This window comes from Glutamicibacter sp. St.4D3 (assembly GCF_059728615.1).
The window spans coordinates 838,964-862,417 of record NZ_AP039380.1; the positions used below are offsets into that span (position 1 = coordinate 838,964).

At 68.8% G+C, this 23,454-nt stretch carries 21 protein-coding genes, 1 tRNA gene and 1 pseudogene; 15 read left to right on the forward strand and 8 right to left on the reverse strand.

The window, feature by feature from the left end:
- Positions 1-113: 113 nt before the first annotated feature.
- Together AC6I21_RS03835 and AC6I21_RS03840 are read left to right on the forward strand one after the other, a co-directional pair.
- A complete protein-coding gene (locus AC6I21_RS03835; RefSeq protein WP_138175230.1) occupies positions 114-1,499 on the forward strand; it encodes a glycine--tRNA ligase in 1,386 nt (461 codons plus the stop codon).
- A gap of 4 nt (positions 1,500-1,503) precedes the next feature.
- Positions 1,504-2,424 (forward strand): GNAT family N-acetyltransferase, encoded by a 921-nt coding sequence (locus tag AC6I21_RS03840; RefSeq protein ID WP_138175228.1) that lies wholly within the window; start codon positions 1,504-1,506, stop codon positions 2,422-2,424.
- Between the two features lie 89 nt (positions 2,425-2,513).
- Here AC6I21_RS03840 and AC6I21_RS03845 read toward each other — a convergent pair whose 3' ends face one another.
- Positions 2,514-3,266: an LLM class flavin-dependent oxidoreductase gene (locus AC6I21_RS03845; RefSeq protein WP_138175226.1), complete on the reverse strand. Its 753-nt coding sequence runs from the start codon at positions 3,264-3,266 to the stop codon at positions 2,514-2,516.
- Positions 3,267-3,304: 38 nt separating this feature from the next.
- Here AC6I21_RS03845 and AC6I21_RS03850 point away from each other — a divergent pair, with 38 nt between their 5' ends.
- The 9 genes and pseudogenes from AC6I21_RS03850 (at position 3,305) to AC6I21_RS03890 (ending at position 12,243) form a co-directional block, all read left to right on the forward strand.
- Positions 3,305-4,741 (forward strand): recombinase family protein, encoded by a 1,437-nt coding sequence (locus AC6I21_RS03850; protein ID WP_068256110.1) that lies wholly within the window; start codon positions 3,305-3,307, stop codon positions 4,739-4,741.
- Between the two features lie 393 nt (positions 4,742-5,134).
- Positions 5,135-5,383, forward strand: a complete 249-nt coding sequence (locus tag AC6I21_RS03855; protein WP_007321353.1) for a hypothetical protein — start codon at positions 5,135-5,137, stop codon at positions 5,381-5,383.
- A gap of 342 nt (positions 5,384-5,725) precedes the next feature.
- Positions 5,726-7,147: a Rep family protein gene (locus AC6I21_RS03860; RefSeq protein ID WP_138175224.1), complete on the forward strand. Its 1,422-nt coding sequence runs from the start codon at positions 5,726-5,728 to the stop codon at positions 7,145-7,147.
- A 72-nt stretch (positions 7,148-7,219) separates the two neighbouring features.
- Positions 7,220-7,732, forward strand: coding sequence for a hypothetical protein (locus tag AC6I21_RS03865; protein WP_249354372.1), 513 nt, complete (start codon positions 7,220-7,222; stop codon positions 7,730-7,732).
- Positions 7,729-8,190 (forward strand): annotated as a pseudogene (locus AC6I21_RS03870) (relaxase/mobilization nuclease domain-containing protein); the annotation flags it as partial. The gene AC6I21_RS03865 and the pseudogene AC6I21_RS03870, both read left to right, overlap by 4 nt.
- A gap of 412 nt (positions 8,191-8,602) precedes the next feature.
- A complete protein-coding gene (locus tag AC6I21_RS03875) occupies positions 8,603-9,508 on the forward strand; it encodes a hypothetical protein (protein WP_040521891.1) in 906 nt (301 codons plus the stop codon).
- 87 nt (positions 9,509-9,595) lie between these two features.
- Positions 9,596-9,964, forward strand: coding sequence for a Cd(II)/Pb(II)-sensing metalloregulatory transcriptional regulator CmtR (gene cmtR / locus AC6I21_RS03880; RefSeq protein ID WP_007321358.1), 369 nt, complete (start codon positions 9,596-9,598; stop codon positions 9,962-9,964).
- A complete protein-coding gene (locus tag AC6I21_RS03885) occupies positions 9,961-11,928 on the forward strand; it encodes a heavy metal translocating P-type ATPase (RefSeq protein ID WP_497763114.1) in 1,968 nt (655 codons plus the stop codon). The genes cmtR and AC6I21_RS03885 overlap by 4 nt, the downstream gene beginning before the upstream one ends.
- A gap of 12 nt (positions 11,929-11,940) precedes the next feature.
- Positions 11,941-12,243: a hypothetical protein gene (locus AC6I21_RS03890; RefSeq protein ID WP_007321360.1), complete on the forward strand. Its 303-nt coding sequence runs from the start codon at positions 11,941-11,943 to the stop codon at positions 12,241-12,243.
- A gap of 148 nt (positions 12,244-12,391) precedes the next feature.
- Here AC6I21_RS03890 and AC6I21_RS03895 read toward each other — a convergent pair whose 3' ends face one another.
- The 3 genes from AC6I21_RS03895 to AC6I21_RS03905 form a co-directional block, all read right to left on the reverse strand.
- On the reverse strand, positions 12,392-12,646 hold the full coding sequence (locus tag AC6I21_RS03895; RefSeq protein WP_138175220.1) for an LLM class flavin-dependent oxidoreductase: 255 nt from the start codon (positions 12,644-12,646) through the stop codon (positions 12,392-12,394).
- Between the two features lie 159 nt (positions 12,647-12,805).
- The gene (locus tag AC6I21_RS03900; RefSeq protein ID WP_138175218.1) at positions 12,806-14,431 is read right to left on the reverse strand and encodes a DUF5671 domain-containing protein; all 1,626 of its coding nucleotides are present in this window, start codon (positions 14,429-14,431) and stop codon (positions 12,806-12,808) included.
- The gene (locus AC6I21_RS03905) at positions 14,431-14,889 is read right to left on the reverse strand and encodes a hypothetical protein (RefSeq protein WP_138175214.1); all 459 of its coding nucleotides are present in this window, start codon (positions 14,887-14,889) and stop codon (positions 14,431-14,433) included. Before AC6I21_RS03905 ends, AC6I21_RS03900 begins: the two co-directional genes overlap by 1 nt.
- 103 nt (positions 14,890-14,992) lie before the next feature.
- Between AC6I21_RS03905 and dusB the strand changes: the two genes are divergently transcribed.
- The 4 genes from dusB (at position 14,993) to AC6I21_RS03925 (ending at position 19,597) form a co-directional block, all read left to right on the forward strand.
- On the forward strand, positions 14,993-16,186 hold the full coding sequence (gene dusB / locus AC6I21_RS03910; RefSeq protein WP_246049750.1) for a tRNA dihydrouridine synthase DusB: 1,194 nt from the start codon (positions 14,993-14,995) through the stop codon (positions 16,184-16,186).
- 39 nt (positions 16,187-16,225) lie between these two features.
- On the forward strand, positions 16,226-17,512 hold the full coding sequence (locus AC6I21_RS03915; RefSeq protein ID WP_138175210.1) for a deoxyguanosinetriphosphate triphosphohydrolase: 1,287 nt from the start codon (positions 16,226-16,228) through the stop codon (positions 17,510-17,512).
- Positions 17,513-17,589: 77 nt separating this feature from the next.
- Positions 17,590-19,470 (forward strand): DNA primase, encoded by a 1,881-nt coding sequence (gene dnaG / locus AC6I21_RS03920; RefSeq protein WP_138175208.1) that lies wholly within the window; start codon positions 17,590-17,592, stop codon positions 19,468-19,470.
- A gap of 54 nt (positions 19,471-19,524) precedes the next feature.
- A tRNA-Asn gene (locus AC6I21_RS03925) sits at positions 19,525-19,597 on the forward strand.
- A 182-nt stretch (positions 19,598-19,779) separates the two neighbouring features.
- Here the strand turns inward: AC6I21_RS03925 and AC6I21_RS03930 are convergent.
- The 4 genes from AC6I21_RS03930 to AC6I21_RS03945 form a co-directional block, all read right to left on the reverse strand.
- Positions 19,780-20,877 carry a pyridoxal-phosphate-dependent aminotransferase family protein gene (locus tag AC6I21_RS03930; protein WP_138175206.1) on the reverse strand — a complete coding sequence of 366 codons (1,098 nt, stop codon included), beginning with the start codon at positions 20,875-20,877 and terminating at the stop codon, positions 19,780-19,782.
- Positions 20,878-21,007: 130 nt separating this feature from the next.
- On the reverse strand, positions 21,008-21,529 hold the full coding sequence (locus tag AC6I21_RS03935) for a ferric iron reductase (protein ID WP_497763115.1): 522 nt from the start codon (positions 21,527-21,529) through the stop codon (positions 21,008-21,010).
- A complete protein-coding gene (locus AC6I21_RS03940) occupies positions 21,453-22,703 on the reverse strand; it encodes an IucA/IucC family protein (protein WP_249354368.1) in 1,251 nt (416 codons plus the stop codon). Before AC6I21_RS03940 ends, AC6I21_RS03935 begins: the two co-directional genes overlap by 77 nt.
- Positions 22,601-23,446, reverse strand: a complete 846-nt coding sequence (locus AC6I21_RS03945; protein ID WP_249354366.1) for a GNAT family N-acetyltransferase — start codon at positions 23,444-23,446, stop codon at positions 22,601-22,603. Before AC6I21_RS03945 ends, AC6I21_RS03940 begins: the two co-directional genes overlap by 103 nt.
- Positions 23,447-23,454: the final 8 nt, after the last annotated feature.

Here is a 23,454-nt window from a genome sequence, read left to right on the forward strand (position 1 = left end):
TCACGTGAGCTACTCAATGCGGTGCCCCGGGGATGGGGAGGATAGGCTGGGAGGGTATGTTTTTCCCCCTGCGGACCGCAACCAGCGGCCTCGTGAGTACCCATGGAGTTGATATGGCGCCACAGTCCAAGCTTGATCAAGTCATTTCCCTCGCCAAGCGGCGCGGTTTCGTCTTCCAGGCCGGTGAAATCTACGGCGGTTCCCGCTCCGCATGGGACTACGGGCCCCTGGGCACGGAACTGAAGGAGAACATCAAGCGCCAGTGGTGGCAGGCATTCGTGCGCGGCCGCGAGGACATGGTGGGCCTGGACTCCTCAATCATCCTGCCCAAGGCCGTCTGGGAGGCCTCCGGGCACGTGGCCACGTTCACCGACCCGCTGGTGGAGTGCACCAACTGCCACAAGCGCCACCGTCAGGACCACCTGATCGAGGCGTTCGAGGCTAAGAAGGGCCGCGCCCCGAAGGACGGGATGAGCGAGATCGCCTGCCCGGACTGCGGAACCAAGGGCCAGTTCACCGAACCGCAGCTGTTCTCCGGCCTGGTCAAAACGTACCTGGGCCCGGTGGACAACGAGGCCGGGCTGCACTACATGCGCCCGGAAACCGCGCAGGGCATCTTCGTGAACTTCGCCAACGTGCTCACCGCCAGCCGCAAGAAGCCGCCGTTCGGCATCGGGCAGATCGGCAAGGCGTTCCGCAACGAGATCACCCCGGGCAACTTCATCTTCCGCACCCGCGAGTTCGAGCAGATGGAGATCGAGTACTTCACCGCCCCGGAGGAGGCCAAGGAGCACTTCGACGCGTGGGTGGAGACCTGCTGGAACTGGTTCCTGGACCTGGGCATCAACGAGGAGAACCTGCGCCGCTTCGACGTGCCCGAAGACGAACGCGCCCACTACTCGGAGGCGACCATCGACTTCGAGTACCGCTTCGGCTTCGCCGGCTCGGAGTGGGGTGAGCTGATGGGCGTGGCCAACCGCACCGACTACGACCTGGCCTCGCACACCAAGGCCTCCGGCGTGGACCTGAGCTACTTCAACCAGGCCACCGGCCAGCGCTACACCCCGTACGTGATCGAACCGTCCTTCGGGCTGACCCGTTCGATGATGGCCTTCCTGGTCGACGCGTACACCGAGGACGAGGCCCCGAACACCAAGGGCGGGGTGGACAAGCGCACGGTGCTCAAGCTCGACCCGCGCCTGGCCCCGGTCAAGGCCGCCGTGCTGCCGCTGAGCCGCAACGCCGAGCTGTCCCCGAAGGCCAAGGAGCTGGCCAGCGAGCTGCGCCGCCGCTGGAACATCGACTTCGACGACGCCGGGGCGATCGGGCGCCGCTACCGCCGCCAGGATGAGATCGGCACCCCGTTCTGCATCACCGTGGACTTCGACACCCTGGAGGACCAGGCCGTGACGATCCGCGAACGCGACACCATGGCCCAGGAGCGCATCGCGCTGGATAAGGTCACCACCTACCTGTCCGAGCGGCTGAACGGGGCCTAGGGCAATGGCAGAGGTGAACTTCCGCCCCTGGCGTGCCGGCGATGACCTGCAGCTGCTGCAGGTCTTCGGCGACCCGCGCTCCCCGCAGGCCCACCAGGACCGCACCATGCTGCGCGCGGACTCCGACGCGCCGTTCTCCCGCTGCCTGGTGGCCACCGTCCAGGACGTGGCCGTGGGCGCCGGGGTGGTGTTCGCCTCCTCCCTGCACCCGCAGCGGCTGTGGCTGTTCGTGGAAATCGCCCCGGCCAACCGCCGGCAGGGCATTGGCCGGGAACTGGTCCGGCGGCTGCGCGCACTCATCCCGGGCGACCAGCCCGGCGAGCTCAAGGCCCGCTACACGGTGACCCCGGGGGACGCGGCCGAGGCCGCCGCCGGGTTCTGCGCGGCACTGGGGCTGAAGGAGATCCAGGTGTCCCGCGATGTGATCCTGGAGCCCGGGGCGCTGGCCGAACCGGACTTTGAAACCAACGAGCGGGTGATCGAGGACCTGGCCACCGGCAGCGTGGAGCTGACCAAGCTGGTCATGGACTTCTACAACGCCACCCACCAGTGGGACCCGGCGCAGATGACGCTGGGTTCGGCGCAGCGGATGCTGCTTGATGAGCACACCGGGGCGCAGGCCGCCCTGGTGCTGCGCGACCGGCCCAAGGCCCAGGGCGGGAACATCCTGGCCTTCGCGGTCAGCTACCTCCCGGCCCGGGAGAATGCGCCCAGCGACGTGCTGGTTGGGCACAACCCGGCGTTCAGCGACGAGGACGTGGCCGAGGCGGTGCGGGACATGGTGGCGATGCTGATCCACCAGTACCCGGTGAAACTGGAGGTCGACTCCTCGATGTTCGTGCTCTCCTCCCTGGTGGACGCACTGGCCGGGGTGGAGCAGGCCACGGTCATCTCCACCACCCACATCCTGGCCTCCGACGCCTAGCTCCGGCTGCCCGGAGGCAGGAGAACAACAGCGGGACCCGAACATTCGGGTCCCGCTGTTGTTTCAGGCCTCCGGCGTGGGCCTGGGCGCTACTTCCAGCCGAGCTGGCGCACCACCTGGCTCAGGTTCGTCATGACCTCTTCGTTGTACTCCACCCCCAGCTGGTTGGGCAGGGCGAAGAGCAGGTAGTCGGCCTCGTTCATGGCCGCATCCCGGTCGAATTGTTCGGCCAGCTCATCCAGCGACCCGGAATAGGTGGGTCCGGAGCGGGCCCGGCGTCCGTCGAGCACCCCCACCGAGTCCCCGGCCTCGCGCCGCCCGAAATACAGTTCGTCCAGGTCGGTGATGACCGGGAAGGCGCTGCGGGTCACCGCGGTCATCCCGCCGGTGCTGTGCCCGGAGTCCGCGTAGGACTGCCGGTACTGCTTGAGCTGATCGGCCTGGGTCAGGTGGAAGGGGCGCCCGTCATCCTCCAGCAGCAGCGTGGAGGAGAGCAGGTTCATGCCCTCCTGGCCGGCCCAGACGCCCGAGCCGATGGTCGCCGCGCCCCACCAGATCCGGTTGCTCAGCCCCGGGGAGACCGGCGCGATCGGCACCAGCTCATCACCCTGGCTGGGATGGGCGATGCCCTGCCCGGCGATGGCGGTCCGGAAGCGTTCGGCCCGTTCCCGGGTGTTCTGCGACCAGTCCTGCCCCTCGGGCAGCTCGAAGCCGAACTGCTGCGGCCCATCCACGACGGCAGAGGGCGCGCCGCGGCTGATGCCCAGCTGCAGGCGGCCATTGGAGACCGCGTCCACGATCCCGGCCTCCTCGGCCATGTACAGCGGATTCTCATAGCGCATATCGTGGTTACAACACTCGTCCACGTAAGCTTGGTTGCATGGTCGAACTGGTAGCGCTGAGGAAGACGAACGAGGTGGCGGCCTACGTCCGCGCCTCCATGGACCGCAAGGGCGACCGCTGGACGGTCGATACGCAACTGAGGAAGATCAGGGCACTGGCCGAGGCCAAGGACTGGACCGTGGTCGAGGTCTACGAGGACAACGCGGTGTCGGCGACGAAGAAGCGTCGAGCTGGTACCCGCTGGGCCGAGATGCTGGACGACGCCCGAGCAGGTCGGTTCTCGATGGTCGTCGCCGTGGACATGGACCGACTGCTGCGGAGCACGAAGGACCTCAACACGCTGATCGACCTCGGCCTGCGCGTCGTCACAGTGGACGGCGAGATCGATCTCTCGACAGCAGATGGAGAGTTTCGGGCGACGATGCTCGCAGCACTCGCCCGGTTCGAGGCACGGCGGAAGGCGGAGCGGCAGATCAGGTCGAACGAGCGCCGACGTGCCGAGGGCATCCCCGCGTCCACATGGAAGGCGTTCGGCTGGACGAGGGAGGGCGAAGTGATCGAGGAGGAGGCCGCCGCCGTCCGGCGGGCCTTCGACGCGTTCCTCGGCGAGCCATCGCTGTCGATCCGGCGCATCCGAGAGGACCTGAACAACGCCGGTCATCTCACCGCGCGCGGGTCCGAGTTCTCCGTCGATGCCGTGCGGTACCTGCTGGCGAACTCGCTCTACGCTGGCTTCATCCGCCACTACAAGACCGGCGAGCTGTACCCGGTGCAGGGCGAGGCGTTCCCGCCCATCGTCGGCGAGCAGACGTGGCGGGCCGCGGTGGCGAAGCTGGAGGACAACGTGCGGAGGTCGGCGAGGCAGGGCAATCAGCCGAAGTACCTCCTGTCCACGATCGGCCTCTGTGGGAAGTGCGGCGCGACGCTCGTCTCGGGGACAAATAGCCGCAAGCAGCCGACGTACCGCTGTGGCGAGCAGTTCCACCTCACCCGCCAGCGCGAGCCCGTCGATGCGATGGTCACCGAGGCGGTGCTCACGCGCCTGTCGTCCGTGGACGTGCACGACCTCGTGATGCCGCAGGAGGACGACGGGCCGGATCGCGAGGAACTGCTGACCGAGCGGAACGCCCTGGTCGAGCGTGTGAAAGAGCTGAGCCCGCTGCTGCGCGACATCCATCAGCCGGTCCTGGAGATCACCGCGGCGATCAACGACGTGAAGGCCCGCATCGATGAGATCGACACGGAGCTGCTGGACCGCTCGGTGTCGGTGGCGGCGAAGCTGCTGGCGGGCGTGGAGGAGGCGGTCGGCACCGCGGAGCGTCGTGAGGTCGTCGAGTCGAAGTGGAAGGCGTTGGACATGGACCGTCGCCGGATGCTCGTGGACGAGCTGGTGACGGTGACCATCGAGCCCATAATGCCGGGTCACGTGAAGTTCGACCCCGATCTCGTGCGGATCGAGCCGAGAAGCGACTGACTCATGACTCGACTCGTCATTGCACTGGTGAGTCGAGTCATGGGAGAATGGTTGCAGACAAGAAGATCCCACCGGGGCCGCGACTTAGAAGCGCGGGGTTCTGCTCCCGGATGAGTAGCCGGTCAAACAGCCCAATTACCGTGGCGGGGAACCGGAAGATACTCATGTCTGAGGACTTCCGATGTCTGTCGTTATCGACGTCCCCCGCGCATCCGCGCTCGACCACCCTCGCCTCGATCAGGGCTCCACTCCTTCGCCGCAGGCAGACGGCCACGATCCCGTCATCGCCGCCGCCCGTGCCGCTGGCCGCCGAGCCGGTGAGCGCCTGGCACTCACTCCGCTGACCCCGCGCCAGCGCGCCGCCGTTGCCTCTGTGATGGGTGGTGGTCGCTGATGAGCGCGAACTCCGCCGCCTTCGATCACCTGACCGGCTTCCGCTGGCGTCAGGGCGACCCGTCCCTCGCCGACGCCGAGGCCCAGCTCTACGACCTCGGCGTGCTCCGCTCCGTACTGGAGGAGGCGGTCGAGATCGCCGTCGCCGACGCCCGCGCCGACGGGGTGACCTGGGCCAGGATCGGCGACGCGCTCGGCGTCACGCATCAGGCTGTCATCAAGCGCTACGGCCGGGGCGGTGGTCGCTGATGTACGCCGACGCACGCAACCTCAGCACCGCTCCCACCGACCTGACCCCGCCCGGAGGGCCTGGCCTGGCACCCGCCGAAGGCGGGCTGCCCGTCGTCGTGATGACTGCCCGTAGCCGTGCTTCGCACTCCAAGAGTTACGAGACCCTCATTCGTTCCTACGGGCGCGGCAAGGGCTTGTCGATTGCCGCGCCATGCAACAACGTGCCTGGTCAGCAGCCGGTTCCACCCTCGCTCCGTCGCGTGGCCTCGTGGGATCATTTTGGGTCTCATTTGGGGGTCAATAGGGGGTCATTTAGGCGCCGCACTCCCTCTGAGACCCTCCGCGCCGCCCGCGGCGGGGGTGGTCGCCGTGGCTAAGCAGGAGAACAACCCGACGAGCATCGGGCTCACGCAATACCTCGATCCGTCGTACTGGGCCTGGGCTGCCGAGGACCCGAACGGGGCCGCGCTGCTCCAGCAGGGTGCCGAGGCGATCCTCGCCTACGTGGTGCAGCGGCTCGAGGCCACCGGCTGCGAGGTCGTCGAGGCCTACGGCATCGTGCACGACAAGGACGAGCGCGAGGTCTGGAGCGACACGGAGAAGGCCCTGGTGGTCGAACTGAAGCCCGAGCACCTGCACGCCGTGATCAAGTTCGCCAGCCGTGCGAAGAGTGCGCCGCTGGATCGGCTCGCGTTCGGCATCGGTGTCGAGCCTCAGTACGTCGAGAAGCCTGGCCGCGGGCGGTACGCCTTCGACAACATGCTGTCGTATCTGACGCACGTGAAGTACGCGGACAAGCACCAGTACGCGCCTTCGAAGGTTGCCACGGTGCGCGGGCCTGAGTATCTCGGGATCGACGCCCAGCGCCGGGAGACGTGGCTGAAGGGCCGCGCCCACGTGAAGAAGAAGGTCGTCGCCGAGAACTTCGAGGACATGCGGGAGCGCGTGCTCCAGGGTGAGATCACGCGGGATCAGATCATGCTCACGGACGAGCTGTTCGACATCTACTCGCGGCATCAGCGGGAGATCGACGACGCGCTGTCGGCCTACGGCCAGCGTCGCGCATACCGGGCAGCGGCGAAGCTCCGCGCCGGTGAGTTCTCGACGCACGTGGTGTTCGTCCATGGGGATGCCGGGATCGGTAAGACCCGGTTCGCCACGGACTTCATCACCGAGGCGATCAACGCGGCGAACGCGCACGGCGAACGGTGGCAGGTCTACCGGGCTGCGACGGGGAACCCGCTTGATGACTGGCGAGGCGAGGAGGTGCTGCTGCTGGACGATCTGCGGGCCTCGGCGATGGATGCGAACGACTGGCTGCTGCTGCTTGATCCGTACAACGCCTCGCCTGCGAAGGCTCGGTACAAGAACAAGGGCGAGGTGGCCCCGCGGCTCATCGTCATCACGGCGACGATCGAGCCTGTCGAGTTCTTCTACTACGCCCGCCAGAAGGGCAACGTGGACGAGGCGCTGGACCAGTTCATCCGCCGCTTGGCCTCGGTCGTGAAGGTCTATCGTGCCGACGACATCAATCGTTACCTCGTGCAGCACATCGGGAAGATCGAGCCCTACGAGTGGCACCAGTGCAGCATCCCGACCGCCGCACACACGCCCGGCATGTACGGCAACGCGTATCACCAGAACGTCGGGTCGCGGGAACTGACCTACGGTCCGGAGACCTCGGCGGAACATGACGCGGAGGGCGCGGTTGCTGAGCTGCTGGGCGGGCTCGCGGTGCGGAGCCCTGACGTGCCGCTGGCGCTGATCGGAGGTGCCGCATGAGCACCGAACGCGATGCGCTCTTCCAGGGGGGTCGAGGGGGCCGGAGGCCCCTCGCAAGCAGCCGGGGAGGACATGAGCGCCAGCGAAATGTCCGACACGGCTACTGCTTGCCACTCTGGCGTACAGGTGGAGCAGCAGACCGACTCCCAGGTGAACACCGGTCGGACTGATGCGGAGGCTGTGCGGCAGAGTCACGGCGGCGCGAAGCGTCGTGGGGGCCGCGCGAAGCTCGATACCGACTTCGGAGAGGAGACGCTCATGCCGCTTCGCACTCGTGCGAAGCGGCTCGGGCTGGCTCCGAGCACGTGGGTGCGGACCGTCGTGCGCGATGCGCTCCATGCCTCTCGGAGCGAGGAGCTGGACGCCGCCGTGGCCGCGCACCTGCTCGGGGTCGAGGAGCGCGTGCAGGCGTCTGCTGATGCTCGGGAGCTGGCCGCCCAGGTGCGCCCGCTCGCGATCAACGTCAACGACCTGGACCGCCGTGCTCGCGCGGGTGAGCCGGTGGCGCTGTCGGCGGAGGTGCCCGAGCTGATCGAGCTGCTGCGCGAGGTCCGCGCGCTGCTCGGGGATCGGGCGGCCTCATGAGCACGACGCATTACAGTCCGAGCGCCAGCGCCGCCGACACCGAGCGCTACATCCGTGGCAAGGAGGACGAGCGGGGCGTCGCGATCACGTGCGACGTGCCGGGAGGCCCCGGCGCGTTCTCGGCGCGCGCTCGGGCGCTCACGCAGAACACGACGCGCGAGGTCGAGGCGCTGCACTACCGCCAGTCGTTCAGCGACGAGGAGTTCGACCCGAAGAACCCCGAACACGTGCAGCGGGTGAACGATCTGGGCTACCAGCTCGCGAAGAAGATGCACCCGGATTCCGACTGCCTCATCGTCAGTCATGTGGATGGGCGGGGAAAGAAGCCGCACAACCATATTTTGGTCCTCAATCACAACAACCGCACGGGAAAGGCGCTCTCGGACTACCGCACGTTCCACGACCGCAAGGCCGGGAATCAGAAAGGCGTGCAGTCGGCGAACGACGAGCTGATGCGCGATCACGGCCTCTCGGTCGTGAAGCGTCTGGAGCACGCGCCGAAGGACTGGGAGCTGCGCCGCGAGGACTTCGCCGAGGGATCGCTCGACCGCGAGATGGGCGACCGGATGAGCGCTGCCCTGACCGATCCCCGCGCGGTGGACAAGGCCGGTCTCGAAGCGGTGATCGACGAGCAGAACCAGCAGCTCGGCGATGACGGGGAGAGGGTGCCGCGGATGCGGCTGCACAGCCCCGTCAGCAAGAAGGGCAAGCGCGCCGGGCAGGAGACCTGGACGCTCTACATCGAGGACCGCCGCGGCGAGTCCGGGCGCGCCGAGCGCCGCAAGCGCGCGAGCGCACTCTCGGCGGACTTCACCCCGGAGGGCGCGCAGGCGTTCTTCGACTACCACCAGCAGCAGAAGGAGCAGGAACATGAGCGCAGCACTCGACAGGCTGAAGCAGCAGAACGGGCCCGTGCAGTCGCCGCCGCCGCTCGGCAGTCCGGAGACGATGGAGCTGTTGACCTCGATCCTCGCCGCCGTCGAGGCGCAGAATACGAGGATCGCCACGCTGGCCGAGCAGCAGAAGAAGCTCGCGGGGTTCGTGAAGGTCATGGACGAGGAGACGACGAGGCGGCTGGAGCGGATCACGGCCCCGGCGTCGACCTCCTCGCCCTCCAGCGACGTGTCCGCGAGGATCGCGAGTATCGAGAGCAGGCAGAACGAGATCGCGAGCACGCTCGGCGAGTTCGCGCAGAGTCTCAACGGCGAGAGCTTGAACGCCGCGTCGCGGAGCTTGGTCGCGGAGGCGCAGAAGAATCGCGCGGCTACGGCCTCGGCGATTGAGGGGCTCAAGGCGCAGGCCGCGGCGAACCAGAAGCTCTTGAGCCAGGTCGGCGGCGCGGTGCAGCGGATCGAGAAGCGCACCGAGGAACGGGTCGAGAAGGCCGTCGAGCAGGTCGCCGGGGAGGCTTCGACCACGATGACCGCGAACCTCGATGCGTCGAACGAACGGGCCGAGCGGATCATCGCGGCGACGGCGAAGCTGGAAGCGCGTCAGCTCTGGTCGGCGGCCGCGGCGATGTGCCTCGCCCTCCTGCCGGTGGTCGTGGTCGTCGCCGGGCTTTGGATGGGTATCGCCGGGCTCATCACCGGCGCTCAGTGGGCGCTGGACGTGGACGGGAGCGTGTGGCTCGGCATCGGGCGGTGGCTCGCGGTCGGCGCTGGCCTTGCCGGGTCCGGCTACGGGCTCTTCGCGTCCGTCCGGTGGGCCGCCGGTCTCGTGGAGACGTGGAAGGGTCGCGGGATGCCGACGTGGCCGAGCTGGCGCAAGAGGTGACCGTGATTCCCGAGGGCAAGCGCGCGGAGCGCGTGCGGCAGCCCTGCAACTGGACGATAGGTCAGCACGCACTGTATAGTTCAGTGCATGCTGACTATTGCTTCGCGCCTCGACGTCATGAACCGGCTGGGCCGGGCCATGGCGGACCCGACGCGCTCCAAGATACTGATGTCCCTGCTCGACGGCCCGAGCCACCCCGCCGTGCTCTCGCGCGAGTTGGGGCTGACGCGGTCGAACGTGTCGAACCACCTAACCTGCCTGCGCGACTGCGGGATCGTGGTCGCCGAGCCCGAGGGCCGCCAGACCCGCTACGAGATCGCCGACCCACACCTGGCCGCGGCGCTGACGGCGCTGGTGGACGTGACGCTGGCGGTGGACGAGAGCGCGCCGTGCATCGACCCGCACTGCTCGGTGCCCGGTTGCTGCGCCGCGACAGGCTCGGAGGACGCTTCGTGAGCGCGGCCTGCGGCTGCGACGAGCCGGCCGCCAGCGCCGCCGAGGAGGTGGAGGAGGAGGCCGAGCGCCCGTGGTGGCGCGACCCGGGCCTGGTGGTGCCGATCCTCTCCGGCGTCGCGTTCGGCATCGGCCTGTTGCTGGAGTGGTTGGGGCTGCACGTCGCGGCGCTGGTCGCGTTCTGGGCGGGCCTGCTGCTGGGCGCGTACACGTTCGCGCCCGGCGCGCTGCGGAACCTGTTCGTCAAGCGGAAGCTGGGGATCGCGCCGCTGATGACGATCAGCGCCGTCGGCGCGGTCATCCTCGGCTACGTCGAAGAGGCCGCCGCGCTGGCGTTCCTGTACTCGATCGCCGAGGCCCTGGAAGACAAGGCGATGGACCGCGCCCGCGGCGGCCTGCGCGCGCTACTCAAGCTCGTGCCGGAGACCGCCACCGTGCTGCGCGACGGTGCCTCGGTCGAGATCCCGGCGAAGGAGATCGCCGTCGGCGACGTGCTGCTGGTCCGCCCGGGCGAGCGGGTCGCGACCGACGGCCTGGTCCGCGTTGGCCGCTCCAGTCTGGACACGTCGGCGATCACCGGCGAGTCGATCCCGGTCGAGGTCGCGCCCGATGATGCAGTGTCGGCGGGCGCGATCAACACCGCCGGAGTCCTGGAGGTCGAGGCGACCGCGGCGGGCACCGACAACTCGCTGACCACCATTGTGGAGCTGGTCGAGCAGGCCCAGGCCGAGAAGGGCGACCGGGCCCGCATCGCCGACCGGATCGCCCGCCCGCTGGTGCCCGGCGTGATGGTCCTCGCCGTCCTTGTCGGCGTGCTCGGCTCGCTGCTCGGCGACCCCGAGACCTGGATCACCCGCGCCCTGGTCGTCCTCGTCGCCGCCAGCCCGTGCGCGCTGGCGATCGCGGTGCCCGTCACCGTGGTCTCCGCGATCGGCGCGGCGACGAAGTTCGGCGTCGTCATCAAGAGCGGTGCCGCCTTCGAGCGCCTCGGCGGCATCCGCCACCTCGCCGTCGACAAGACCGGCACCCTGACCCGCAACCGGCCCGAGGTCACGGCCGTCGTCGCCGCCGACGGGTTCGACGACGCCCAGGTGCTCGCCTGGGCAGCGGCCGTGGAGCAGCACTCGACGCACCCGCTCGCCGCCGCCATCGCCGCCGCGGGCCAAGGAGCGCCCGCCGCGCAGGACGTGACGGAGGAGGCCGGGCACGGCATTGGCGGCATGGTGGACGGCCGCCGGGTGACGGTGGGCAGCCCCCGCTGGATCGACGCGGGGCCGCTCAAGGCCCGGGTCGAGGACCTGGAGGCCGAGGGCCAGACTTGCGTGCTCGTGGCCGTCGACGGCGAACTGGCCGGGGCGATCGGCGTCCGCGACGAGCTGCGCCCCGAGGTCCCCGAGGTCGTGCGCACGCTGCGGGCCCAGGGCGTCGAGGTGAGCATGCTCACCGGCGACAACGCCCGCACCGCGCACGCGCTCGCGCAGCTCGCTGGGATCGGCGACGTGCACGCCGAGCTGCGGCCCGAGGACAAGGCCCGCATCGTCGCCCAGCTCTCTAAGGCCTCGCCGACGGCGATGATCGGCGACGGCATCAACGACGCCCCCGCCCTGGCCGGTGCGACCGTGGGCATCGCGATGGGCGCGACCGGATCCGACGCCGCGATCGAGTCCGCCGACGTCGCCTTCACCGGTCACGACCTCGGCCTGATCCCGCAGGCTCTGCGGCACGCCCGCCGAGGCCGGGCGATCATGAACCAGAACATCGTGCTGTCCCTGGCGATCATCACCGTGCTGCTGCCGCTGGCCATCACCGGCGTGCTCGGCCTGGCCGCAGTCGTCCTCGTCCACGAAGTCGCCGAGGTCGTCGTCATCGCCAACGGGCTGCGCGCCGCGCGTGCCCGCAAGAGCCAAGCGGCGGCTGCGTCGCCTGAGACGGCGTCACCGGCCGCGGTCCGCGCGGACAGAGCCTGAGAGGAGTGGATCGTGGAGATCACGTTGCAGTACTTCGACGGGTGCCCGAACTGGGAGGTGCTCGACCGGCGGCTCACCGAGGCCCTCGACGGCCGATCGGACGTCCGCGTCGTGCATCAGCGAGTCGAGACTGCCGAGGACGCCGCCCGCCTCGGGTTCCACGGGTCCCCGACCGTCCTCATTGACGGCTCCGACCCCTTCGCCGACGAGCACACGCCGGTGGGGCTCGCCTGTCGAGTGTTCCGCACTCCTGCCGGGCTGGCTGGTTCGCCCACCGTCGATCAGCTGCGCGAAGTACTCGATGCGCCTCTATGAGGGTGGAGCACCGCCGGGTTGCGCGATCATCGCACCTACGCTCAGCGCAGGAAGAGCCGCCTTCATCGAAAACCAGCCAGGATTGCCGTCAACGTTGTGCTGTAGAGCGCGCCGACGCTGACAACAAGTGCTACAACCCAGGCATGCGCTAACGCAGGTCCACCACACCGGTGCCGACCTCCAGGGTGCTGGTGCGGGCGGCCATGGCCGAGAGCAGCGGGAACGGCGCGGAGAGCGAATGGGCGAAGTGGTGCACACGCACCCAGGCGCCGTCGAAACCGGCCCGTTCGGCGGCCTGCGCCAAATCCACCATCTGGCGCACCGCGGCCGGGCCGTCGGGCACCGGCGAGGTGGTCGAGCCGCCCCAATGGCCGAAACTGAGGAAACCGATCTTCTTGGTCATCACATCTTCCGTTCGCTGATCAACCGCCCCGGGCGGGCTGTCACTCGGGTTAAGCTCTTTTCACCCAAGTTTCATTCCTGCCTAGTCAACTACCGATTGCTTGTGGAAGATCGACGTGAACAAGGTGAGCGGCGCCGCATCCGGGCCGTGGTCCGCCACCTAGTGAAGGGGGATGAGGCGCGGCTCGGCCCCCTCGGCGATGACCAGCACGCGGGCCGTGTCCTGCGGCAGGCGCTGCAGCTGCTGCACCAGCAGCGGCAGCTCCGGCACCGACGCGGCCGGAAGACTCTGGCGCAGGTGCTGGACCGGCAGCCCGGTCGCGGCCGCCAGCTGTTCGGCCAGGGCGGCGTGGGCCGCATCGGTGACCAGCAGCACAGCCGGGGTGCGTTCCGCCGCAGGGGAGGGCGGACCGGCGGTGCCATGCGCCAGGGCTTCCCGGTCGGCGCGCCACAGCGCGAAGTGGTAGGCGAACACCGCGGCGGTGGCCAGCAGCAGCCCCAGCGGAGCCCGGATCTCACCGAGCAGGCTCGTCCCGGACGGCCCGGTGCCCAGGTAGTAGTCGAAGATCTGGTACACCAGGGCCAGCAGCGCACCGAGCGCCACCACGGCGCTGGCCCCGAAGAACACCACCAGGTACACCTTGCGGGCCTCGGGGTCCACGGCCCGGCCCGGACGCCAGTAGAACAGCCAGGGGAGCAGCCCGCACCACAGCAGGGCCAGGCCGACCCGCAGCAGATCGGCCGGATGATTGCCGGACAGGGAGGGGGAGAAGGTGGCCAGCAGTGCATTGATGACCATCCCAAATCCGGTTGCCGCGACCGCCAAGCTGATCCCGGCCAGCACCTGGCGCCCGGCCTCGCGCAACCGTGGCCCACCGGTGCCCAGCACCCCGGCCAGGTACGCCCACACCAGGCTGCCGGAGAGGGCAAACCCGGCGGCGACCGGCAACCGGTCAGCCAGCCGGTCGGTGAACGTATCCAGGTGCAGCGGCAGCAGCACCTCCACCACGAACACCAGCCCCAGCAGTCCGGCCAAAAACGCCGCGGCCACCCCGGCCACCAGCATCACCTGGGCCAGCGCCCCCGGCTCGACGCGCACGCCCAGCCCGAACCAGTGCCAGGCCCACGCCACGGTCCCCAGCAGCACCCAGACCCCCAGATTCGCCAGTTGCGCCAGCGGACCGGCGGAGGGCAGGAGTTCACCGCCGCCGGAAGCCCCCAGCGCGGCCACGGCGGTGCGCAGCAGCGAGGCCAGGCTCAGCGCCGCCACCAGCAACACCCAGTAGCAGCCCACCACCCAGCCCAGGGAAGGCAGCCGGGTCGGGGCCAGCCGCGCGGAGCGCAGCACCCGGTGCTGCCACATCCACAACAGCCCCCAGGCCGCGGCCGTGCCCACTGCGGACTGCCAGCCCACCGTGCTGCCCCCGGCCAGACGGCCCAGCAACGTGCACAGCGTACTGAACCCGATCCCCAGGCCCAGAAGGTAGACCAGGGCCGCCTGGATCGAGTAGATCAGCGACCCCGCCTGACCGGCGGCCAACCGCGGGACCAACGCCCGCCACAGCACCCAGGCCAGCGGGCCGGCCACCACGGTGGCGGCCAACGCCATCGGCAACGCACCGGAATCGGCCTCCGGGGCGCCGGCCATGGACAGGGCGGAGGAAATCAGTGCCGCCAGCCCGGAGGTGAAGATCATCAACAACACAAAAAGCAGGCCGTGCATGACCAGGGCCCGCACGGTGCCCACGGTGCTGCGCGGCGCGGCAGCCAGGGAGGTGGCCATCATCAGTACCCCAATTCCTCATCCGTGCACAACGCCACAAGCCACGGCGCCAGGCTGACCTTCCAGACCCCGTCCCGGCGGGTGAGCTGGAACTCATCCTCGTAGCCGCCCACCCCCACGGACAGGGGTCCTTCCAGGTGCAGCATGTTCATCCGCACCCGCACGGTCGCGGTGGAGCCGGTGGAGGAAGCGGACACCAGCTCCATCCCCACCTCCTCCAGCCCCTGCCCGTCGTTGCAGGCCCGCTGCCCGGGCTGCACGGACAGCCCGCGCACCTGCTCCCAGTCACCGGCCGAGTAGGCGTTCAGGTAGGACTGGGTGGCGGCCTGCGGCGAACCGGCCGGCAGCTGGGCGCCGCCCGGACGCAGCAGCACCACGCTCACGGCGGTGATCAGCACCACCGCGCACAGTCCTGCCAGGACCCACACCAGCCGTCGCGAGGAGGCGGCAATACTAGTCATGACCCAATTCTGCGCATCAGCGGGTGCGAAGGCCAGCCCGGGGTGGTCTCGGTTTGATGAAGATCTCAGCCCACCACGCCAAACTTTTTGGGATAATGGTTCGGTGACCCTGCTATCCGATACCCCCGCCGTGCCCCAGACGCCCACCAAACTCGAGCTGCCGCCCCTGCAACTGGGCAAGCACACCATCGAGACCCCGGTGGTGCTCGCCCCCATGGCCGGCATCACCAACCGGGCATTCCGCCGGTTGTGCCGCGAATACGGCGGTGGGGTGTATGTCACCGAGATGGTCACCGCCCGCGCCCTGGTCGAGCGCAACCAGGAGTCCATGCGCATCATCTCCCACGACGCCGACGAGCAGCTGCGCTCCATCCAGATCTATGGGGTGGATGCCAAGACCGTGGGCGCCGCGGTGCGCATGGTCGTCGAGGAGGACCTGGCCGACCACATCGACCTGAACTTCGGCTGCCCGGTCCCCAAGGTGACCCGCAAGGGCGGGGGAGCGGCCCTGCCATGGAAGACCGACCTGTTCACCGCGATCATCGCCGCCGCCACCTCCGAGGCCGCCAAGGGCGAGATCCCGCTGACCATCAAGATGCGCAAGGGCATCGACGAGGACCACCTGACCTACCTGGAGTCGGCGAAGATCGCCCGCGACCACGGGGTCGCGGCGGTGGCGCTGCACGGGCGCACCGCCCGCCAGCACTATTCCGGCCGCGCCGACTGGGAGGCGATCGCCACCCTGCGCGAGGCGCTGCCCGATGTGCCGGTGCTGGGCAACGGGGACATCTTCTCCGCCGAGGACGCGGTGGCGATGGTGGAGCAGACCGGCATCGACGGGATCGTGGTGGGCCGCGGCTGCCAGGGCCGGCCCTGGCTGTTCGGCGACCTGCAGGCCGCTTTCGAGGGCCGCGCCGACCGGTTCCGCCCGGGCCTGCGCAAGGTCGCGGACACCGTCTACCGGCACGGCGAGCTGCTCACCGAGTTCTTCGAGGACGAGGGCAAGGGCATGCGCGACATCCGCAAGCACATGGCCTGGTACTTCAAGGGCTACCCGGTCGGCGGGGAGATCCGCTCCGCCCTGGCCAAGGTCCCCACCCTGGCCGAGCTGCGCGAACTGCTGGACTCCCTGGACCTGGAGATGCCCTACCCGGGCGCCGACGCGGAAGGCACCCGCGGCCGGGCCGGGCACCCGAAGAAGACCCACCTGCCCGAGGGCTGGCTGGAGAGCCGGGAAATGGATGAGAAGCACAAGGCGATGATCGCCGCGGCCGAATTGGACATCTCCGGTGGATAACGCCCGGGGTGCCGACCAAAACTCACTAGACTGGTTTCCATGACCGAACTGCAGGGATATATCGAAGCTGATCAGGAGCGTTGGGTACCGGAACCGGCCAAGAAGGCCTACCGCACCGCATTCGAGCGGGACCGCGCCCGGGTGCTGCACTCTTCGGCCCTGCGCCGGTTGGGCGCCAAGACCCAGGTCGTCGCCCCCTACTCGGATGACTTTGTGCGCACCCGACTGACCCACTCCCTGGAGGTGGCCCAGGTGGGCCGCGAACTGGGCGCCGCGCTGGGGTGCGACCCCAACGTGGTGGACACCGCCTGCCTGGCCCACGACCTGGGCCACCCGCCCTTCGGACACAACGGCGAAAAGGCGCTGAACGAGCTGTCCACAGGCATCGGCGGGTTTGAGGGCAATGCGCAGACGCTGCGGCTGCTGACCCGGCTGGAAACCAAGACCTTCCGGCACAACGGGGCCAGCGCCGGGCTGAACCTCTCCCGCGCCTCCCTGGACGCGGCCTGCAAGTACCCCTGGACCCGGGACACGGCCCCGCTGCGCCACGACGGCAAGCCCACCGCCAAGTTTGGGGCGTACCTGGATGACCTGCCGGTGTTCAACTGGCTGCGGGAGGGCCCGGACACCGTCCCCGGCCAGGTGTGCATGGAGGGCCAGGTGATGGACCTGGCCGATGACATCTCCTACTCGGTGCACGATGTGGAGGACGCGATCGTGGGCGGGAACCTGCAGCTGCGCTGGCTGCGCCACGCCCGCCAGCGCGAACAGGCCCTGGAGGTCACCCGCCAGTGGTACCTGCCCGGCACCGAGCTGGCCGACATCGAGGCGGCCCTGGCGCGCCTGGAGCACACCGCCGAATGGGTGCCGCACGCCGACGGGTCGCGCCGTTCGCTGGCCGCGCTGAAGGACATGACCAGCCAGTTCATTGGCCGCTTCTGCCAGGCCGCGATGGACGCGACCCGCGCCGAATACGGCAACGGGGCGCTGACCCGCTATAACGCCCAGCTGATCGTGCCCACCGAGACCGAACACGAGATCGCGGTGATGAAGGGGATCGCGGCCACCTATGTGATGACCGACACCGAACGCCAGCCGCTGTACGCCGATCAGCGGGCGCTGCTCACCGACCTGGTCAACCTGCTGATGGAGACCGAGGAGAAGTACCTGGAGCCGATCTTCGCCGCGGACTGGCGCGACGCGGCCGATGACGACGAGCGGCTGCGGGTGGTGGTCGACCAGGTCGCATCGCTCACCGACGCGTCGGCCAAGGAATGGCACGCCACCCTGGTCAAGGGCGAAAGCTTCAACGAGCGCCTGTTCTAGCGCTCGGGAATGCGGCGTCATCCACAACGCGTTGACGCCAATAAGCAGGCGGGTACACCGCCTCTAGAGTGAGGGTCATGGCAGGGCTGATTAAACGCGAAGACATCGACGAGGTGCGCAACCGCACCGACCTGAAGGAGGTCGTCGATTCCTACGTCACGCTCAAATCCGCGGGCGTGGGTTCCTTCAAGGGGCTGTGCCCCTTCCACGATGAGCGCACCCCTTCCTTCCACATCCGCCCGCAGCTGGGCACCTTCCACTGCTTCGGTTGCGGCGAGTCCGGGGACGTGATCGCGTTCATCCAGAAAATGGACCACTCCTCGTTCACCGAGACCGTGGAGCTGCTGGCCGGGCGCATCGGCTACGAACTGCATTATGAGGACGGCGGCAGCGGGCCGCGCCGCGAGGAATACGGCAAGCGCCAGCGCCTGGTGGACGCACACAAGGTGGCCGAGGAATTCTTCCGCACCCAGCTGGGCACCGAGGAGGCGGCCACGGCCCGTGACTTCCTCACCGGGCGCGGCTTTGACGCGCAGGCGGCGAACCAGTTCAGCGTCGGCTACGCGCCCAAGGGCTGGGACGGGCTGCTCAAGCACCTGCGCTCGAAGGGGTTCCGGGATGAGGAGCTGAAGCTCACCGGCATGTTCTCCGAGGGGAACCGCGGCCTCTACGACCGGTTCCGCGGCCGGCTGACCTGGCCGATCCGGGACCTGGCCGGGGCCACCATTGGCTTTGGGGCGCGCAAGCTCTACGAGGATGACCAGGGCCCGAAGTACCTGAACACCCCCGAAACCCAGCTGTACAAGAAATCCCAGGTGCTCTACGGCATCGACCTGGCCAAAAAGCGGATCTCCAAGAACCGGCAGATCGTGGTGGTGGAGGGCTACACGGACGTGATGGCCTGCCATCTGGCCGGGATCGATACCGCCGTGGCCACCTGCGGTACCGCCTTCGGCACCGACCACATCAAGATTGCCCGCCGGCTGCTGCAGGATGACGGCACCGGCGGGGAAGTGATCTTCACGTTCGACGGCGATGAGGCCGGGCAGAAGGCGGCGCTGCGCGCCTTCGAGGAAGACCAGCGCTTCATCGCCCAAACCTATGTATGCGTCGAACCCACCGGGGCCGACCCCTGTGACCTGCGGGTGAACCGCGGGGATGAGGCGGTGCGGGAACTGATCGAGCTCAAGCGCCCGCTCTTTGAGTTCGCCATCCGCGCCGAGCTGAAGAAGTTCAACCTGAACACCGTCGAGGGGCGGGTGCAGGCGCTGCGCAAGACCGCACCGATCGTCGGGCAGATCCGCGACTCGGCCATCCGCCCGGCCTACGCCCGGGAACTGGCCGGCTGGCTGGGGATGGACAACGAGGATGTGAACCGGGCGGTGCAGGCCGCGATCCGCCGGGCCCGGCTGCCGCGGGCCGCGGACCTGGAACCGGTCCCGGCCCAGAACGGGGCCACGGCCACCGAGCCCGTCCAGCCGGCGTTCGAACGCCCCGATCACCGCGACCCGGTGGTGCGCCTGGAACGCCAGGCCTTGGAGGTGGTGATCCAGCAGCCCGGGCGGCTGGGCAACGAGCAGTGGCAGGCCTTCTACGAGGCCCGCTTCATGGCCCCGGCCCACGCCGCGGTGCATTCGGGGATCGTCGCGGCCAGCTCCGCCGGGGCCTCTGCCAGCGCCTGGGTGCAGGTCATCCGTGACGAGGTGCCCGAGCAGCTGCGCTCCCTGGTCTCCGAGATCGCGGTGACCTCGATCCCGGCCTCCGATGAGGACAGCCTGGCCCGCTACTGCACGGACATCATCAACGGGCTGATTGAGCTGCAAATCACACACCGCAAGGCGGAGCTCATCGGCCGGCTGCAACGGGCCGAGCTGGACCCGCAAGGTGAGGAATACAGCCAGATCAACCGCGAGTTGATGGAGCTGGAGATGCGGCGAAGGATCCTGCGCGGGAACTGAGTGGCCGATTTTGGCTTTTCGAATCCGCTCGGGTAAAGTTAAATCTCGTTGCAATCCTCCATAGCTCAATAGGCAGAGCATTCGACTGTTAATCGAAGGGTTGTTGGTTCAAGTCCAACTGGAGGAGCTCACAAGGTCCCGGATCCCATGGATCCGGGACCTTTTCCATGCCCGGGCACCCCTTGGACCACCTCATCGAGGACCGGTGATCCGAAAGTTCTCCCCCAAAAAGGCCCCGCGCACAGAACAAGCGCCCGGTCCGGGCCCGGGAAGGGGTCCGGACCGGGCGCCGCCGGGAGGAAGAAGTGGCTAGGCTTTGTCGATGGCTTCGCGCAGGGCCGCCAGCAGCAGCGCCACCGAGCCCGGGTTCGCGTTCGGGCCCATCAGGCCGATGCGCCACACCGAGTCGGCGTACTTGCCCACCCCGGCGCCGATCTCGATGTTGAAGCGCTCCAGCAGGTACTTGCGCACCCGCGCCGAATCCACGGTCTGGGGAACCTTCACGCTGGTCAGCTGCGGCAGGCGGTGGCCCTGGGCGGCAAACAATTCCAGGCCCATCTCCTGGATCCCGTCCTGCAGCGCAGTACCCGCCTCCTGGTGGCGGCGGGTGACCGCATCCAGGCCCTCTTCCAGGATGCGGTTGATGCCGGCCTCCAGGGAGGCGACCATCGCCACCGGGGCGGTGTGGTGGTAGGTGCGCCCACCGCCGGTGGACCCGGTGGTGTAGCCGCCCAGCAGCCCCAGATCCAGGTACCAGGACTGCGGGCGTTCAACCCGGCGCTCGAAGGCGCGCTCGGAAATGGTGAACGGGGCCAGGCCCGGGGCCACGCCAATGCACTTCTGCGATCCGGCGTAGCCGATGTCGATGCCCCATTCATCGGCCAGCACCGGCATGCCGCCGATGGAGGTGACCGCGTCGGTGATCAGCAGGGCATCGCCCTTGATCGCGCCCAGCGCGGCGATGTCCGAGACCACCCCGGTGCTGGTTTCCGCGTGCACCGCGGCAATCACCGCCGGGTTCGGGTGCGCATCGGCAACCCGCTGGGCGTCCACCGGGGTGCCGTACTCGTGATCCACGCGCACCACCTCGGCGCCCACCCGGGCAGCGACCTCGCACATGCGTTCCCCGAACAAGCCGTTGACCGCGATCACCGCAACATCCCCGGGGCGGATGGTGTTCACGAACGCGGCCTCCATGCCGGCCGAGCCGGTGGCGCTCAACGGCAGGGTGCGCCGGTTCTCGGTTCCCCACAGGGTGCGCAGCCCGTCGCACACCCGGTCCATGCGCTCGATAAACAGCGGGTCCAGGTGACCCAGCAGCGGAAGACCCAGGGCGGCGGTGGCCTCCGGATAGGGGTTGCACGGGCCGGGACCGAACAGGTGGCGGACGGGAACCAGGTTGCTCATAATTGCTCACTTTCGTCGAGGGGTTGGCGCACCTGGTTCCACCCTAGGCGGAAGTGGGGGCGAAGTGAAAGCTAGCTCACACCCGGCTGCCGACAGCACCGCGCCGGGCCGCCACCCGCGCCCCTGCGCGCTAGCTTGTCCCGGTCAGGTGCTTGTCGCGCAGCGGTCGCCCGGGGAGCACCGCCGCCGGATCCCCCAACCCGGACAGCGGGTTCTGTAGTTCCCCGGCATAGAGCAGCCCCGAGGACTGGTCGCTCAAATCCAGCATCTGCTGGTTGTTGCGCAGCTGCAGCCGGTTCAGGCAGGAGAGCGGGAACGCTTCGGTGAACAGTCCCAGCGCGTCGAAGTGCTGCGCCTGGGCCGGGTTCTGGCGTCGGTAACGCAGCAGCCGTTCGGCCACCAGCGCCCAAAGCTCCTCCTGGGCCAGCAGCCCCTCGGCATCCAGCAGCGGAGCCAGGAAGCGGAAAAAGGAGTCAAAGACGTCGGTGAACACCGAGAGCACCGGATCCCCGCCGGTACGCACCCGCCGGATGTGCTCGGGCAGCTGCACCCGGTCGGAGAGCACCGCGATCTCCTCACCCAGGTCCTTGAGCAGCACCTTGTCCACCGCCCCGTCGCGCAGCACCAGGATCACGTTCTCCCCGTGCGGCATGAACACCAGGTCGTAGGCGGCCAGGCAGTGCACCAGCGGGATCAGGTAGGCGCACCAGCGGGATCAGGTAGGCGTCCAGGTAGCGTTCCATCCAGGTGCGCGCCGGCAGCCCGCTGCGCCGGATCAAAGCCCCAACGAAGCTGTGGCCCTGCCCGTCAACATGCAGCAGGCTCGCCATGGTGGCCAGGTTCTGCCCCGGTTCCAGTGCCTCCAACGGGGATTCACGCCACAACGCGGCGAGCATCTTGCGTTGCGCGGCGCCCGGGGTGGTGGCCGCCTCGTACTGCCGGTTGCGGTAGCCGACCGCCGCGACCTCGCGCAGCAGCCCCACCGGGGCGTCGCGCAGGAACTCATCGGTGTCGAACAGCTCCTGCAGCCATTCGTTGATCGCCGGGGTAACCTGCATGTAGTCGGCGCTCAGTCCGCGCATGAACCCCATGTTCAGGATCGACATCGCCGTTTTCACATAGTGGCGCCGCGGGTGGCTGAGGTTGAAGAACGTGCGGATCGACTGCTGCGGCTGGTAGCGGTCCGCCCCGTGGCCCAGCCAGAGCAGCTCACCACGGGCCACGTCGTTGGCGAACGTGGTCGCCAGGCGGTGCTCCCACTGCCAGAGGTGCACCGGGATCAGCAGGTACTGATCCGGGTCCCGATCGGTGCCGGCCAGCAGGTGTTCCAGCTGCCCGCGCAGCCTGCGCAGCTCCGCCGCGCCCAGCTGCTGTCGCAGCAGGTGATCCAGTGCCTGGACCTGGGGCTGTGTTGCACCAAGGTGGGTGAAGGTGGCCCGGTTATGGTGGGCCGCCACCCAGCCCAAGGGGGTGTCGGCCCCGATTTCCGGGGCATAACGCAGATAGTCCCCGCGCCCCACCCCGATGCGCCCGTTGTTGGCCACGAAGCACGGGTGCCCCTCGGTCATCGCGGCCTCGATGCGCTGGAAGGACTGGGCGGGGGTGCCGGCGAACTCGGCCAGCTGCCCGCTGTCCTGCTGCGCGTGTTGCTGCTTGTAGCAGTGGCTGGCCAGGGTGCTGGTCAGCTCCTCCACATAGGTGGGCAGCTGCTGGGGGCTGAGGGTCAGCTCGTGGGCGAACACCGTGACGAAGTCCAGCACGTCCACGGTGTCCGGCTGCCACGCCTGATCGGTGAACACCCAATGGCGCAGCGAAGCCGGCTGCACCTGCCAATGCTCCAGCAGGTAGCGGCGGGCTTGGAATTCGTAGCGGTGCCCGTGCCCCTCAACCGGTAGCGGCCCTCCGGCAGCGGTTGCGGGTGCAGCAGCCGTTCATGGCTGAACTCGCCAATGGCCTTGGCCAGCAGGTGGTGGTGGGCCTGCTGCCAGTGCCCGGGCCGCAAATGCCCGGGGGAGGGGACCAGCCCGGTGGCCTGTTCAAAGTCGGCCCGGGTGCAGAGCGAGAGCAGTGCGTGCTTCTGCGACCCGTCCGCTTCGGTGAGCCGCACCTGGCCCGCCGGGCGGAACCCAACCCGGGCGTTCAGTGCCTGGATCGGCTTGTTGGCCAGGTCGGGTTCCACCACCACCCGTTCGGTGCCCGGCCCGGTGAATGCGTGGGCCAGTGCGGCGGTCATCGCCGCCAGCGTGAAACCGGGTTCTGCCGCGGCCGGTGGGGCGGGGACCAGCAGGTGCAGTCCCACATCCCCGGGCACCACGTGGTAGGCCTCGGCCAGCGGGGAGGTGGCCGGGTCATAGAGCTCGACCAGGAAGCGCGGTTGCCCGTCCCGCTCCCCAAGCAGCACCCGGTAGTCCTTCGTGGCCAGCAGTTGGCGGTATTCCTCCTGAACCCGTTGCCTGCTGGCCCCGGTCAGACCCCAGAAACGGGCCTGTTCGGTGCTCACCCAGCGGTGCAGCAGGGCCGCATCCTCGGGCAGCCGCAACGGGCGGAAGCTGAAATCGGTGGCGTTCATCGTCTGTC

Bases quoted from the DNA above. Each gene is read 5' to 3' on its own strand.
- dnaG (WP_138175208.1), top strand. From the start codon at position 17,590: ATGGCAGGGCTGATTAAACGCGAAGACATCGACGAGGTGCGCAACCGC.
- AC6I21_RS03840 (WP_138175228.1), top strand. From the start codon at position 1,504: ATGGCAGAGGTGAACTTCCGCCCCTGGCGTGCCGGCGATGACCTGCAG.
- AC6I21_RS03895 (WP_138175220.1), bottom strand. From the start codon at position 12,646: ATGACCAAGAAGATCGGTTTCCTCAGTTTCGGCCATTGGGGCGGCTCG.
- AC6I21_RS03845 (WP_138175226.1), bottom strand. From the start codon at position 3,266: ATGCGCTATGAGAATCCGCTGTACATGGCCGAGGAGGCCGGGATCGTG.
- AC6I21_RS03935 (WP_497763115.1), bottom strand. From the start codon at position 21,529: ATGCCGCACGGGGAGAACGTGATCCTGGTGCTGCGCGACGGGGCGGTG.
- AC6I21_RS03900 (WP_138175218.1), bottom strand. From the start codon at position 14,431: ATGATGGCCACCTCCCTGGCTGCCGCGCCGCGCAGCACCGTGGGCACC.
- AC6I21_RS03930 (WP_138175206.1), bottom strand. From the start codon at position 20,877: ATGAGCAACCTGGTTCCCGTCCGCCACCTGTTCGGTCCCGGCCCGTGC.
- AC6I21_RS03835 (WP_138175230.1), top strand. From the start codon at position 114: ATGGCGCCACAGTCCAAGCTTGATCAAGTCATTTCCCTCGCCAAGCGG.
- AC6I21_RS03915 (WP_138175210.1), top strand. From the start codon at position 16,226: ATGACCGAACTGCAGGGATATATCGAAGCTGATCAGGAGCGTTGGGTA.
- AC6I21_RS03865 (WP_249354372.1), top strand. From the start codon at position 7,220: ATGAGCGCCAGCGAAATGTCCGACACGGCTACTGCTTGCCACTCTGGC.
- AC6I21_RS03945 (WP_249354366.1), bottom strand. From the start codon at position 23,446: ATGAACGCCACCGATTTCAGCTTCCGCCCGTTGCGGCTGCCCGAGGAT.
- AC6I21_RS03855 (WP_007321353.1), top strand. From the start codon at position 5,135: ATGAGCGCGAACTCCGCCGCCTTCGATCACCTGACCGGCTTCCGCTGG.
- AC6I21_RS03850 (WP_068256110.1), top strand. From the start codon at position 3,305: ATGGTCGAACTGGTAGCGCTGAGGAAGACGAACGAGGTGGCGGCCTAC.
- AC6I21_RS03875 (WP_040521891.1), top strand. From the start codon at position 8,603: ATGAGCGCAGCACTCGACAGGCTGAAGCAGCAGAACGGGCCCGTGCAG.
- AC6I21_RS03905 (WP_138175214.1), bottom strand. From the start codon at position 14,889: ATGACTAGTATTGCCGCCTCCTCGCGACGGCTGGTGTGGGTCCTGGCA.
- cmtR (WP_007321358.1), top strand. From the start codon at position 9,596: ATGCTGACTATTGCTTCGCGCCTCGACGTCATGAACCGGCTGGGCCGG.